Annotated in this window: 12 protein-coding genes; 8 read left to right on the top strand and 4 right to left on the bottom strand. The window is 40.5% G+C overall.

Going from position 1 to position 13,401, the window contains the following annotated elements:
* On the bottom strand, window positions 1–1,449 hold the full coding sequence (locus FAI41_02530; GenBank protein QCE32543.1) for a S41 family peptidase: 1,449 nt from the start codon (window positions 1,447–1,449) through the stop codon (window positions 1–3).
* Between the two features lie 162 nt (window positions 1,450–1,611).
* Here FAI41_02530 and FAI41_02525 point away from each other — a divergent pair, with 162 nt between their 5' ends.
* From FAI41_02525 to FAI41_02490, 8 genes are all read left to right on the top strand, one after another.
* Window positions 1,612–1,824: a hypothetical protein gene (locus tag FAI41_02525; GenBank protein ID QCE32542.1), complete on the top strand. Its 213-nt coding sequence runs from the start codon at window positions 1,612–1,614 to the stop codon at window positions 1,822–1,824.
* Window positions 1,825–1,997: 173 nt separating this feature from the next.
* A complete protein-coding gene (locus tag FAI41_02520; protein ID QCE32541.1) occupies window positions 1,998–3,632 on the top strand; it encodes a site-specific DNA-methyltransferase in 1,635 nt (544 codons plus the stop codon).
* Window positions 3,629–6,394, top strand: coding sequence for a DEAD/DEAH box helicase (locus FAI41_02515; protein QCE32540.1), 2,766 nt, complete (start codon window positions 3,629–3,631; stop codon window positions 6,392–6,394). The genes FAI41_02520 and FAI41_02515 overlap by 4 nt, the downstream gene beginning before the upstream one ends.
* A gap of 132 nt (window positions 6,395–6,526) precedes the next feature.
* Complete coding sequence (locus FAI41_02510; protein QCE32539.1) at window positions 6,527–7,351, top strand: hypothetical protein; 825 nt, start codon at window positions 6,527–6,529, stop codon at window positions 7,349–7,351.
* Between the two features lie 2 nt (window positions 7,352–7,353).
* Window positions 7,354–7,878 carry a hypothetical protein gene (locus FAI41_02505; GenBank protein QCE32538.1) on the top strand — a complete coding sequence of 175 codons (525 nt, stop codon included), beginning with the start codon at window positions 7,354–7,356 and terminating at the stop codon, window positions 7,876–7,878.
* Between the two features lie 56 nt (window positions 7,879–7,934).
* Window positions 7,935–8,537, top strand: a complete 603-nt coding sequence (locus FAI41_02500) for a hypothetical protein (GenBank protein QCE32537.1) — start codon at window positions 7,935–7,937, stop codon at window positions 8,535–8,537.
* Window positions 8,538–8,591: 54 nt separating this feature from the next.
* Window positions 8,592–8,903, top strand: a complete 312-nt coding sequence (locus FAI41_02495; protein ID QCE32536.1) for a hypothetical protein — start codon at window positions 8,592–8,594, stop codon at window positions 8,901–8,903.
* Window positions 8,904–8,920: 17 nt separating this feature from the next.
* Window positions 8,921–9,322: a hypothetical protein gene (locus FAI41_02490; GenBank protein ID QCE32535.1), complete on the top strand. Its 402-nt coding sequence runs from the start codon at window positions 8,921–8,923 to the stop codon at window positions 9,320–9,322.
* 99 nt (window positions 9,323–9,421) lie between these two features.
* Here FAI41_02490 and FAI41_02485 read toward each other — a convergent pair whose 3' ends face one another.
* Genes FAI41_02485 through FAI41_02475 form a run of 3 tightly spaced genes read right to left on the bottom strand, consistent with a single transcriptional unit; the run spans window position 9,422 to window position 13,353 of the window.
* The gene (locus tag FAI41_02485; protein QCE33768.1) at window positions 9,422–10,522 is read right to left on the bottom strand and encodes an alkene reductase; all 1,101 of its coding nucleotides are present in this window, start codon (window positions 10,520–10,522) and stop codon (window positions 9,422–9,424) included.
* Between the two features lie 27 nt (window positions 10,523–10,549).
* A complete protein-coding gene (locus tag FAI41_02480; GenBank protein QCE32534.1) occupies window positions 10,550–11,791 on the bottom strand; it encodes a hypothetical protein in 1,242 nt (413 codons plus the stop codon).
* A gap of 14 nt (window positions 11,792–11,805) precedes the next feature.
* Window positions 11,806–13,353: a 2,3-bisphosphoglycerate-independent phosphoglycerate mutase gene (locus tag FAI41_02475; protein QCE32533.1), complete on the bottom strand. Its 1,548-nt coding sequence runs from the start codon at window positions 13,351–13,353 to the stop codon at window positions 11,806–11,808.
* Window positions 13,354–13,401 lie beyond the last annotated feature (48 nt).

The following is a 13,401-nucleotide window of genomic DNA, read 5'->3' as shown; positions in this document are numbered from 1 at the left end:
TTATTTCTTTTTTGATGTCTGTAAAACCTTCTGAGGAACTTCTTTTATGAAGGACTTATTTAGTCCCTTTTCAAGAAGATTGATGGCTTGTTGCAATTGGAAATCTGTTTTTGGCTTGAGAAGGTCGAATTCAGGCCATGATTTCGGCGGTGTTTTGGGAATTTTTTTTGCGGCTTCCGGTAAAATTATTTTTGAGGTTTCGGGTGTTTTTTCCTCATTGCTGAGGGCCGTAATGAAATCCGCCTCATGGAAAACAAAATATTTGCTTTCATCGTTGGATTCAAAAACTTCAATATCAGGCGAAATGCCAAATCTTTGAATAGATCGGCCGGAAGGCGTGTAATAGCGTGCCGTTGTTAGGCGCAGGGCGCCTTGGTTGTCTGGAAGAGGGATCACGGTTTGAACAGAGCCTTTGCCAAAAGAGCGTGTGCCTAAAAGCAGACCACGCTGATGGTCTTGTACGGCACCGGCGACAATTTCACTCGCAGAAGCAGAGCCTGAATTGATGAGAATAATGAGTGGAAGATTATGGGTGATGTCTGTGCCTTTGGCCTTCCAGCTTTTATTGTCTTCTTTTTGGCGGGCACGGATGGAAACAATTTCACCAGATGTAATAAAATCTCTGGAAACAGCCACCGCTTCGTCTAAACGTCCGCCCGGATTATTTCGTAAATCAAGAATAAGGCCTTTGAGCTTTTGATTTTTGATCTCGGCCTCTTTTTCCAGTTGGTTAAAGGCATCTTTCAGCTCATGGGAGGCATTATCCCCAAATTCGCTGAGGCGGAGATAGGCGATATGGTCGTTATAGAGGGCAGAGCGTACCATTTTGACTTTGATTTTTTCACGTTTTAGCGTGATGCTGACATTCTTACCTGTTTGAATCTGCAAGATTGTCAGATTTACTTTACTGCCGGGTTTTCCTCTCAATTGTGTAACCGCTTTGAGAAGAGGGACGCCTGCGAGTGGTTTTTTATCAACTTCAGTAATGAGATCGCCGCTTTTAATTCCGGCACGGGAGGCAGGGGTATCATCCAAAGCCGCAATGACTCGAATATGACCGTTATCTTGCTGAACCTCCATCCCAAGACCACCAAAATGGCCCTCAATCTCATTTTTCATCCCTTGAAATTCCTCTTGGGACATATAGCTTGAGTGAGGATCAAGATTGCTCATCATGCCCTTTAGGCCATTTTCGATAAGTGTTTTGTCGCTTATAGGCTCAACATATTCTGCATGGGCAACATCCATGATTGTTCCAAAAAGTTGTAGGAGCTTAATGGTTTGAACGGCTTCTTCTTTTTTTTCAGGAGAGATGGATTGCGGTAAAATTTCTTTTTCTACCGGGGTATCCGAAGTGCCTTCCTCAGCAGATAAATATGCCGGGAAAAGCAGAAATAGGCTGCAAGAGAGGAAAAAAAACGACTTCGCTGAAGAACGCAAAAATTTCATAGAGGCCTAAAAAATGCACACGGATAAAACAAAGATTTTATTTTGAAATAACATATTTTTTTATTTTTGTCTTAATTTAAGAATGTTATTCAAAACAGAGAAGGATATAAATAGACTTGATTTCAAAATAAATAGGCATTTTACAGCTGGGGCAATCGCTATATGACAAAAGATAAATGTAACTTAGAAAATGACATAGAAGGTTTTAGTCCCGATTTAAGCGGTGAGCAGAAAAAGTCTTTATTTAAAACTTTAAAACAATTAGCTCCAGAAATTTTGGTTGATGGTCGGATTTCGCTTGACAGATTAGCGTCATTATTAGAAATCCATCCATCCATCCATCCATCCAAGCACAGCATGAATATTATGCACTGAACTGGTTAGGAAAGTCTGAGGCACGGCAAGAGGTTGGGAAAACGACGAGCGAGACTTTAGCGCCGCTTAATCCGAATAAAAATTTCCTTAAAATAGCCGATCATGCCCTGATAGAAGGGGATAATTTACCTGTTTTGAAAGCTTTGCAGAAAAGCTATTTCGGCAAGGTAAAGATGATCTATATTGATCCGCCTTATAATACAGGCAATGATTCTTTTATTTATCCCGATAATTATAAAACCTCCCGTAAAGCGTACGATAAAGAGGCTGGAATACGGGATGAGAACGGCAATTTAAAAATTAGATTCCAAAAAAATACAAAAGAAAGCGGTCACTATCATTCAGCTTGGTTAAGCATGCTGTATCCGAGACTGTTTCTGGCCCGAAATCTTTTAAGGGATGACGGCGTTATTTTTATTTCGATTAATGATAACGAACAGGCAAATTTAAAACTTTTATGCGATGAAATTTTTGGAGAAGAGAATTTTTTGTGCCAAATAACGTTACTTTGTAATCCTAAAGGACGTTCACAAGATAAATATGTTGCAAATTGTCATGAATATATTTTTGGATATTCCAAAAATTCCTTGAAGAAAGGAATGCTTAATATTCTAAAAGGCCAAGATGAAGTTGAGAAGAATTACAGGCTACACGATACTTATGGACATTATCGAGAACTGGAGCTTCGGAATACACATCGTGAATTTGGAAAGCATAATAGAAAAAATTTATATTATCCATTTTTTGTAACTTCTGAAGGCCTTATTTCTGTAGAAAAATTACAAGATGCTGAGTCTATTTACCCCGATTGGGAAGATGGGTTTGAGGGATGCTGGACATGGGGGATTGAAAAAGCAAAAGAGGAAATAAATAAATTAGTTGCTAAAAAAGTTAGCGGAAAGTGGAAAATTTATCGCAAAAACTACGCAAAAAATGAAGATGGCGAAGTAACAAAACAGGTAAAGTCTATTTGGGTGGAAAAGTCCTTTCATACGGAGAAAGGGCAGGCTTCATTAAACAATTTATTTGGAAATCGTGCAAAAGTTTTTCAATTTCCAAAATCTATAGAAACGCTCATACAACTTTTGCAGATGGGAGCAGATAAAGACTCTCTTGTTTTAGATTTTTTCGCAGGGTCGGGGACGTTAGCCCATGCGGTAATGGCGTTAAATGCTGAGGATGGCGGAAAGCGCCGTTCGATTTCTGTACAGCTTCCCGAACAAATTGAAGAAAAGCACGAGGCTTACAAGGCAGGCTATCGTTTTATTTCTGAAATTACACGGGAACGTATTGAAAAAGTCATTAAAAAATTTTCTCAAGAAAAAGGGGAAAGTGAAAATCTCACTTGCGTTGATTTTAAATTAACAAAATCCAATTTTAAGCAATGGCGTACAGAAATTGAAACGCAGGAAGAACTTGAAAAGCAGCTTGAAATGTTGGCGGAAGAAAATACGGAAATTTCCAATCCGTTAAATTTACTTTCGGAAATCGTTCTTAAAGCCGGCTATGGGCTTTTACATGTGGATGCCTTGCATCATGAGGAACCGCTTTCAGATGGAAATATCTTACATTGTATTAAAAGGCGTGGAGAAGAAGGAAAGCTTCCAGAACTCTTTATTTGCTTAACACCTTATGCGCCGGAAATTCTCCAAAAGTTACGGCAGATTAAATATGCTTTAGATGAGGAAGCTTTGTCGCCTCGTTTCGTGATTTTAGATCAGTGTTTTGAGGGAAAAAAATCAGACGAACAGCTGGCCAATCTTAAATTAGAATTGGAAGATTTAGGTGTGGAGCTCGAAATTCTATGAGCCAAAAATTACAACAGGGCCTAAAATTCCGTTTTGAAACCCAAGCCTATCAAACAAAAGCTGTGCAAGCGGTTGTGGACGTATTCAAAGGGCAGGGAGCTGAAAGTGCTAAAATCCTCAATTTTGCTCAAGGGAGTCAGCTTGATTTGGGGATTACGGCTAATCAATTAGAGCTTTCAGCACAGGCAATAGATAAAAATATTTTAGAAGTTCAGCAAAAAAATGGCATATTTTCTAAAAATATAAACGGTTTTGAAATGATTTTTTCAAAGCCTTGTCCCACCCTAGAGGAAATGCCGCCTTTACCTGTGAGAGATTTATCCATCTCCATTGAAATGGAGACAGGCACAGGAAAAACCTATGTTTTTCTCAAAACAATTTTTGAATTAAATAAACAATATGGATTTAAGAAATTCGTGATTGTGGTGCCTTCGATTGCTATTCGAGAAGGTGTGATGAAAAGCATCGATATCATGCGGGATCATTTCAGGGCGCTTTATAAAAATGTGCCTTTTAAAGAAATTCTTTATGATTCAAAATATCCAAATCTCTTAAAATCTTTTGCTGAAAATAACCTTCTCAGTATTTTGATTATTAATATTGATGCCTTTGCTAAGGATGAGAATAAAATCAATCAGGCAGGGGAACGTGCTTTTGCACCGATGGATTATCTGGCAGATACAAATCCGATTGTTATCATTGACGAGGCGCAGAATTTTGAGACTCCCAAGCGGCAAGAGGCTTTAAAATCTCTTCATCCGCTTTGTCAGATTTTTTATTCCGCTACGCATAAAAATGCGCAAAATCTTCTTTATTCTCTCAATCCCGTTGAGGCTTATCGCCAAGGTTTGGTTAAGAAAATTGAGGTGAATGGCAATGAAAGTTTTAATGATCAGAATGGGCCTTATTTAAAACTGCTTTCCATTAAGCCCGATAAAAGTACTGCGACGTTTGAAGTCGATAAAAATGGCAAAAACGGCGTTGTAAGAGGACGTATTTCTCTAAAGTTTGGAGAAGATTTATTTGTAAAATCGAAAAAGCGGGAAGCCTATCAAAACCATTATATTCTAAGCAGGATAAGTGAAAAAGAGATTACATTTGATAATGGCATTACACTTGCCCTTGGTGAAACGCAGGGTGGGTTAAGCGATGATATGATGCGGATACAAATTGAGCGAACCGTTGCGCATCATTTTGAAAAAGCCAAAATACTGCATCCTAAAGGCATTAAAGTCTTAAGTCTGTTTTTTATTGATAAGGTCGCCAACTACCGTATCAAGGACGATATCGGCGAATGGGTCGCTGGAAAATTTTCCGAATGGTTTGAGGAAGCCTTTAAAAAATACCAACTGAAATATCCTCATCTTATTCCGTATGATGTTTCAAAGGTACATGATGGGTATTTTGCAGGGGATAAAAAGGGTAATTGGAAAGATAGTACGGAGCGAGGGAATGCAGACGATACCAATACTTATGCGCTTATCATGCAAGAAAAAGAGTGTCTTTTAAGCTTAGAGACGCCCTTACAGTTTATCTTTAGTCATTCTGCCCTTAGGGAAGGCTGGGATAATCCGAATGTTTTTCAGATTTGCACGCTTAATGAGACACAAAGCCAGATTAAAAAACGGCAAGAAATTGGTCGGGGATTACGTCTTTGCGTCAATCAAAAGGGGGAGCGTATTGGGGATGAGCGAATTAATGTTTTGACGATTATTCCCAATGAATCCTATGAAAAATTTGCCCAAGCGTTGCAGGAGGATATTGAACAGGAGACAGGTTCAAAAGAATCTCTTCCGCTTAAAAACGCAAAAGATCGTGTGAAGGTTAAAAGTGATCCTTTAACAAAGGAAGAGAGGCAACTTCTTCATGAAATATGGGAGAGGATTAATTATAAGGCCTCTTATCGGGTCGCTTTAGATAGCGAAAAATTCAGGCAACGGGCTTTGTCTTTATTTTTGGACAAGGGGCAATATCCCAAAGTCCAAAAGGCAAAAATTTTGTCCGAGACGGCCTCCGTTGAAATGGATCAAAGGGGAAAGATTGACCTTAACGTTGTGGATCGAAGACAATTTGATGCAACGCTTATGCAAAGGCCTGAGGTTCCTAATATTTATAAATACATTCAAGAGCGGGTTGATATTACCCGTGCCTCTTTATGTTTTATTCTAAGAGAATCAGGTCGTCTAGGAGAGCTATTGGATAATCCGCAGGGCTTTTTAGAGGTGGCCGTTAAGATTTTAAAAACGGCGCTCTTAGATCAGATTGAGGAGGGCATTCAATATGAACGCAACGGCAAAACTTATGAAATTTCTTTGTTAGAAGAAGATTACATAACCTGGCGCAGTGAAATTTTTCCTGACTTAGAATCTGCTCAAAAGTTGAAGAAAACGTTGCTTAAAGCGCATAAAATTGAACATGGAAAAACAGGAAAGTCTTTCTCGCCATGTGTCCAATTAGACAGTCAGGTTGAGGAAGAATTTGCTCTTGACTGCTCTTCAGATGAGGCTGTTAAATTTTTCTTTAAATTGCCTCGTCAATATAAAATCAAAACGCCTCTAGGCAATTATAATCCAGATTGGGCGGTGATTTTTGAGAAAGAAAAACGTGTTTATTTTGTTGCTGAAACGAAATCGTCTTTAGAGGAAGATGAGCGGCGAGGAAAAGAAAATTTTAAAATGGTCTGTGGTGAGAAATTCTTTGCCTTAGCAGAAAAAGAGGATGTTCGTTATAAGACAGTGAGGTCTCTTGAGGGGCTTAAGTAAGGGTGTCTTGTCTCATAGGGTGATCTACTTCCCCGATTTTCAGAAATTCATTTTAGCGTTATTTTGAACCCCCGTGCCCCCTTATCGGCACGGGGTTTTTAGATTTAACTTAGACATAAAATAGAGATTAAAATGATAGAAGATGACGCATGGGAATACCCTATAGGGGGGCCTTGCGGCTGGATGTGGCGGCGCGCAAAAGAAAAAAAACTGGCACAGGATTTCAATCCTAATCATGAGCCTGCCGGATCGCCTGACAGCACAGGCGGACAGTTTTCCCCAAAAGAGAGTGCTTCAAGTGCAGAAATTTCAATACAAAATTACTTTGAGAATAAAATACACACAGAGCCTCCCACACAATCAACGCAGAAAAAGGGAAAAGAAGCGCTGACAGTAACAGGGGAAAGTAAAAATAATTTGCCTTTTAAAACACAGAGTGAGGAAGATGAAGATAATAAATATGATGAAGATTTAGAGTTTAAATTTCCAGATCATATGCCTCCTAATGGATTAAAAACTTTGCAGAATAATATGGTGATAGCCTATCGACGTTGTCAGCTAAGTAAAGATTTAAGCGGGTCAGCATTGGAAAATTTATATTGGTTTGCCTCAATGGAGCGGACAGGAGGGCCTTGGGATTACAAACAAGGTCATTCTGAGTTAGAGAGTTTCGGTAATTTTCATTATGGAGTTGTGGGGACGGCGTGTGGTTTTCCCGAAGAGCTTCTTTTAAGAGCAGCAGGAGGGTATCAAGTATGGTCAAACCGCTCTCCAGAGGATTCAGGGCATGTTTTAAGTTCGTGTCTCTCTCCCATTGATAAAGATAGTAACAATATTCTTGACCCTATGGATAAGGAAAAGACAAAATGTGCTTATGGCGACGACCCAAAAGATCAAAATGAAATAAAAAGGGGGATTATATATGCGAGAATGCTTGGCTATACGCAGGCGGGATAAAAATGTTTAAATTTTTTCATTCTGCTTTAACGCTTTCCTTGCTTCTCATTTTATTTTGTTTTGCTTTTGGCAGCGATATTCTTTTCTGGTGTGTGGAGACAAGAGAGCTGTATCTCAAAAAACAGCTTTCTAAGCATGTCTATCTTTATGAAGTCGCTTATTTAGGAAATGCAACCGTTTCAAATTATTATAATTATTATATTGAAGATGAAATTGAAGGAGATCCATTACCTTTTCTAAAAAAAAGAAGGCCTTTTTTAAGCGGTGATAATGAAAATATCAGCATTTCTTTAACACGGGAAAATGTAAGCGGAAGAGATCGACGCCTTTCCGTTAAATATTTTGGTGAAATTTATGAATTTCATAATACGAAATATTTGCCTGTGGGATCAGGGGAATTATGGATTGATTTACAATCAATCGGTGTTTCTCGCAGAGATAATGCGATGAAGGCTGTTGCTATGAGAAAATTGGATGGCGAATTATCTGCGAAGCCACCTGAAAGTGTCGTCAGAATAAAGAAATAATTAAGGGGGATGAAGGATACTCAGCCTTTGGAAAAGCAGGCGGGCCGTGCGGCTGGATGTGGCGGCGCGCAAAAGAAAAGACACTGGCACAGGATTTTAATCCTAACCATCTCCCCACCGGATCGCCTGACAGCACAGGCGGACGATTTACAACGGAAGAAAATGCCAGCCTCTCTGTCCCTCCCTCAGCGAAAGTAACCGAAAAACAAAGCTCTCCAAAATCCGATATGCCGAAAAAAGCGGAAAGCGATCGATCTTATTTAAAAGATGCGATTTATCCTGCGCCTGACTTCTCAGATTTTTTACCGACCCCATCAACGGCAAGTTTGAAAATTTTAAAAGGCTTAAAGCTTGCTTATGGTTTTTCCGAAGAAACACTGGCGTTTTTCGCTAAATTTCTTGCCGAAGAGGAGGCCAAAAAGGCGCTTGCGGGTGCCCCCAAGAATGTTCTGAAAGAAGAAAAAACGCTTTCAAATTTCTTTGAAAAAAAAGGCAAAGCCTCTTCTCCAAAAGAGCATGTCAATAAATATGCGGATAAGAGCAAAGCCAATCCGCAAACATCGGTAGAAAAAGCGAAATTAGAAAGAGAAGCGCTCTCTAAAATAGATCTTCGCCTTCCAAAGCCGAGCAAAGAACTCTTTGAAAGCTATGAGAAATAGGGGCATCTTTTAGAGCGTCACCTGATAGAAGGCAATGCGCATAATCCAACGGGCATGACAGATGTTCATCTTATTCAACGGGCGCAAACAGGCAAATCCGCTTCAGCAATTCAAAATATGGAAACTTTAATAGAGAGCTACGCCAAAGCTTTGAATAAGCCTGAAAATCAGGCAGAGTTAAGAAGACTTTTAGCCGGAAAAAGAGAGAAGGTTTGGCTTGAGCTGGATATGGGAAGAAAGATTGGCAGATATGTCAAACAGGGCAGCTCTATTGTGAAAGATGCTAAAAAAGTACAATTTTTAATCAAACGGACAAAGAATAATCCTGAGGGTTTTTATGTAGAAACCCTTGAACTACTGCCATAAAGGAGAATGAGGTTAAAATGAATAAAAAATATTATATTGATAAAACAGAACTTCATGACGCAGATGGTTTAACAGAAGGTCATCTTTGGAAAAGAATTTTTCCTGAACTACCTGATTTTTTCCGTTCATATTTAAATTACTCTGTTTTGGATGAACTTGGAGATGGGGAAACAGCGGCAGAGACGATACCAGTTGCCGTAAGAGGGTATGATTACGAAACCATTAAAGAAGTTCAGGCAGAACTGGCAGAGATGACTTGGGCTGTTAAACAGGGAAAACTGAATATAGAGGATTTCCTAGAAGATGTTTGGATTGTTCTTGTGCCTGAATATCAGAATCTCTCGCCTTTGGAATGGCTCGCAGATCTCCAAAATCTCTTAGAAAAAGCCATTCAGGAAAGATATGGCGAAGAATTTTAACTTGCTAACAAGATTTCCAAGAAATCTATGAAAAGTAAAAATTTAAAGACCAAATGCGTTAAGAAAAAGCCCCTATGAAATATAGGGGCTTTTATGAAATTAAGCTTTCGTGTTTTCGAGCGTTGGCCAGTCCGTATAGCCTTTTGTTTTATCGTCTAAAAATTGTCCATACCATGTGGTTTTATCTGCATCATTTAGGGCAGCGCCTGTTTTGAAGCGTTCCACCAAATCAGGATTGGAAATAAAATCCCGTCCAAAAGCGATCGCATTGGCGGCACCGCTTTCGATAGCTTGTTGCGCCGTTTCCAAGTCATATCCGCCATTTAAGACGAGCGGTCTTTGAAAGATTTTTCTAATTTTTGGAGAAAGTTTTTCCTGATTGTCGGCATCATCCGTGGCATGCGGATTAAATTCCTTCAATTCCAGCCAAGCAATGTCTAAATCATTGAGCATTTTAGCGACAGGCAGAAAGATTTCTTCAGGATTACTATCGATACAGCCTAAAATTTTACCATTGGGTGTTAAGCGGACGCTTACTTTTTCGGCACCAATTTTGGCAATGACAGCTTCGCAAACCTCTTTGAGAAAGCGCATACGGTTTTCAACAGATCCACCATATTCATCTGTCCGGAGATTGCTGCTGTCACGTAAAAACTGGTCAATTAAATAGCCATTTGCGGCATGAATTTGCACACCGTCAAAACCTGCTTCTAGTGCATTTTTTGCAGCATCAGCAAACTGGGTGGTAATCTCTTTGATTTCTGAAATTTCGAGGGCACGTGCCTTTGGATAAGGGCGTTTGCCTTCCCAAATATGGCCTAAGCCCGGAGCCTGTGTTGCACTGGCAGAAACGGGCTGCTGTCCGCCAGACATTGTAGGAAACACGACACGGCCGCCGTGCCAGATTTGGACAATGATTTTACCGCCTTTTTCATGTACGGCTTCGGTCACTTTTTTCCAGCCTTCAATCTGCTCTTCCATCCAAAGGCCGGGGGCATTTAAAAAACCATAGCCTTGGAGAGAAATGGCGGTCGCCTCGGCAATGATGAGGCCAGCACTCGCACGTTGGGCATAATATTCTGCCATCAGCGGTGTTGGCACGCCATCTGGAAAATTCCGTGTGCGAGTCAGAGGCGCCATGAAAATACGGTTGGGATATTCTGTCTTTTCAATTTTAAGCGGACTGAATAAATGGGGCATCATTTTCTTCTTTCATATTAAAAATGGCTAGTTTTTTAAATATTTCGCCGGATTCACAGGAATATTTTTAATTCTCAGCTGGAGGGAAAGCGTGCTGGTCGTATTGCTTGGCATTTGACCGATAGATTGGCGTTTTTGTACCTGATCGCCTTTTTTAACCGAGATTTTACCAAGCCCTGCAAGCACCATACGTGTCTTTGGCCCGCAATCGAGAATGACAACTTGTCCAAAACCTTCGAAATTCCCTGCAAATAAGACAATCGCATGAACGGGTGACACGACATTCTCATTCGCATGGCCGGGATATTTAATTGTATCATTGGCAATACCGTCTTCCATTTGCCCCCATTGCGCTGTTGGGCGGGAGGGAAGCGGAGAAATACCATCCCCTAATTGTAATTTACGGATTTTTATAGGTGCAGGTGTTTTTGGTTTTTCACCTTGCTGTATTTGGATTTTACGCTCGGTGCGCTCTTTTTGCTGTTCGATACGTTGCTGGAGGTCTTCTTCAGAAATCAAATCAGCAAGTTTTTTGCCAAGCTCATCTTTCATTTCTTTTCTTTTTTTGATTTCAGCATCATGTTCGAGGATGCTTTTGTTCTGTGCCTCAGCACGTTTTTGAATCTCCTCAAGTTTTTGAGAAATTTGTTTTTCTTTTTCGATCCAAAGTTTTTGCTGCTCACGCAAATTCTCTGTTTTATTGGCAAGCACACGTTTTTCTTTTGCTAAGGCCTCTGTATTGGAAGTAATTTTTTCTTTTTTTTCTTCATTCTCTTGGGCTAGAAGCGTAAAGAAAAGCGGCAAGATGGTTGCATTATTATTTTTTTTATAAGGCGGCATCATCTCATAGAGAAATGTATTTAACCCATAATATTTTGGATGGGCTAATTCCCAAAGGATTTGAACCTCTTCAAGCTTCCTTTCCTCAAGCAAAAGATTTTGCTGTTTGTTTTCGAGCTGATGCTGCTCTATTTTTTTTTGCAAAAGATTTTGCTGTAATTTCAGAAGCTGTTTTTGATTGAGATTTTTATTTTTTTCGAGGAGAAGGTTATGGGCAATCATCTCCTCAAGATGATGTTTTTCACCTTCTAATTTTTGGGTAATTTCTTCACGCTCAAGACGTGCCTTTTTGAGAGCCTGCTCATTTTCCTGAATTTGGGCATTTAGGCTTTTCTGATTTTTCGAGAGGCTTTGCGCAGATGCGGAAACGGCTGAAAGCGTGGTGTAAACCAGAACGCTTCCAGCCGTTAGCAAAAGAGCTTTTTTCAAGCACTTCAAAGTTTTTAAGCTTTGATAAGCGTTTTACCTGACATAAGTTCAGGCTGTTCTAGTTGTAAAAAATGCAGCAAAGTTGGCGCAATATCCGCTAAAGATCCGCCTTCACGCATTTCCTTCACCTCTTTTTCACCTTTTCTGAAATCCGCTAGAATAAGCGGTACAGGATTGGTTGTGTGGGAGGTGTGCGGTTTACCTGTTTTTTCATCTTTCATGGTTTCACAATTCCCATGATCGGCGGTCACAAGCATTACACCGCCTTGCTTTTCCAAAGCCGCTTCAATACGGCCTAGTCCCTGATCGACAGCTTGGCAGGCCGTAATCGCGGCATCAAGCATTCCCGTATGACCAACCATGTCAGGGTTGGCATAATTAAGGATAATCAAATCATATTTACCGGAATCAATCGCCGAAACGACTTCATCTGTGACTTCGCCCGCAGACATTTCCGGTTGCAGGTCATAGGTGGCCACTTTAGGAGAGGCAATGAGTTTGCGGTCTTCTTTTGGTGCAGGTGTTTCGTCACCGCCATTAAAGAAGTAAGTGACATGCGGATATTTTTCTGTTTCCGCAATACGCAACTGGCTTAAACCAGCTTTGGCAACAATTTCCCCAAGATGCTGTTCGATATTTTCTTTTGGAAAAACAGTTTCCAGATAAGGATTAAGTTCCGCAGCATAAGGTGTCATGCCACAAGCAAAGGCAAAAGCAGGGGAAACAGGGCGTTCAAATCCTTTAAAATCTGGCAGAAGCAAGGTTTGTAGAATTTCGCCGGCACGATCCGCACGGAAATTGATCATCCAAAGACCGTCTCCTTTTTTTGCGCCTTGATAGCCATCAATGACGGAAGGTGGGACGAACTCATCATTTTTGTCTTCCGCATAGGCAGCCTCAATGGCTTTTTTGGCGCTGTCGTAATGAGGGCCTTTTGCCAAAGCAATTACATCATAGGCTTTTTGCACGCGATCCCAGCGATTGTCACGATCCATAGCAAAATAGCGTCCGCTGACGGTTGCGATTTTGACTTTTGGAAGTGCTGTTTCAAGTTTTTCAAGAACTTCCAGAGCGCATCTTTGAGCTGTATCACGACCGTCTGCAAAGAAATGCACAACAACAGGAATATTGGCATTTTCCATTGTTTTAACAGCCCCGATCAAATGATCGAGATGTGAATGAACCCCTCCCTCGGAGGTGAGGCCCATAATATGGCACGTGCCGCCTGTTTTTCTAAGAACGTCCATGAGTTCTTTAATCGCCGGACGGTCTTTAAATTCATCATTTTTAGCGGCGTGTGTCAGACGTGGCAGTTCCTGAAGGATGCGGCGTCCGGCACCGAGCGTGAGATGTCCAACTTCGGAATTTCCCATTTGTCCGATTGGCAGACCGACAGCTTCACCGCTTGCTTCTAAAAGCGTATGCGGATTATTTTCCCATAATTTATGAAAATTTGGCATTGCTGAAAGTCGGACGGCATTGTTTTGCGTGAGGTCACGCCAACCAAAACCATCTAAAATGGTAAGCATCACAGGGCGGGGACGTTGTGTTTTGACTGTCATTTTTAAATTCCCTCTAAAATATAAACCTTATGGGGAAGGAGAATGAGG

The sequence above is a fragment of the Acetobacteraceae bacterium genome, assembly GCA_004843165.1.
Taxonomy (GTDB): domain Bacteria; phylum Pseudomonadota; class Alphaproteobacteria; order Acetobacterales; family Acetobacteraceae.
This window is presented reverse-complemented; position numbering and strand designations above follow the sequence as displayed.

Coding starts and splice junctions, on each gene's coding strand:
- FAI41_02490 (QCE32535.1), top strand. CDS start 8,921: ATGAATAAAAAATATTATATTGATAAAACAGAACTTCATGACGCAGAT.
- FAI41_02525 (QCE32542.1), top strand. CDS start 1,612: ATGACAAAAGATAAATGTAACTTAGAAAATGACATAGAAGGTTTTAGT.
- FAI41_02510 (QCE32539.1), top strand. CDS start 6,527: ATGATAGAAGATGACGCATGGGAATACCCTATAGGGGGGCCTTGCGGC.
- FAI41_02475 (QCE32533.1), bottom strand. CDS start 13,353: ATGACAGTCAAAACACAACGTCCCCGCCCTGTGATGCTTACCATTTTA.
- FAI41_02505 (QCE32538.1), top strand. CDS start 7,354: ATGTTTAAATTTTTTCATTCTGCTTTAACGCTTTCCTTGCTTCTCATT.
- FAI41_02530 (QCE32543.1), bottom strand. CDS start 1,449: ATGAAATTTTTGCGTTCTTCAGCGAAGTCGTTTTTTTTCCTCTCTTGC.
- FAI41_02500 (QCE32537.1), top strand. CDS start 7,935: ATGTGGCGGCGCGCAAAAGAAAAGACACTGGCACAGGATTTTAATCCT.
- FAI41_02495 (QCE32536.1), top strand. CDS start 8,592: ATGACAGATGTTCATCTTATTCAACGGGCGCAAACAGGCAAATCCGCT.
- FAI41_02515 (QCE32540.1), top strand. CDS start 3,629: ATGAGCCAAAAATTACAACAGGGCCTAAAATTCCGTTTTGAAACCCAA.
- FAI41_02485 (QCE33768.1), bottom strand. CDS start 10,522: ATGCCCCATTTATTCAGTCCGCTTAAAATTGAAAAGACAGAATATCCC.
- FAI41_02520 (QCE32541.1), top strand. CDS start 1,998: ATGATCTATATTGATCCGCCTTATAATACAGGCAATGATTCTTTTATT.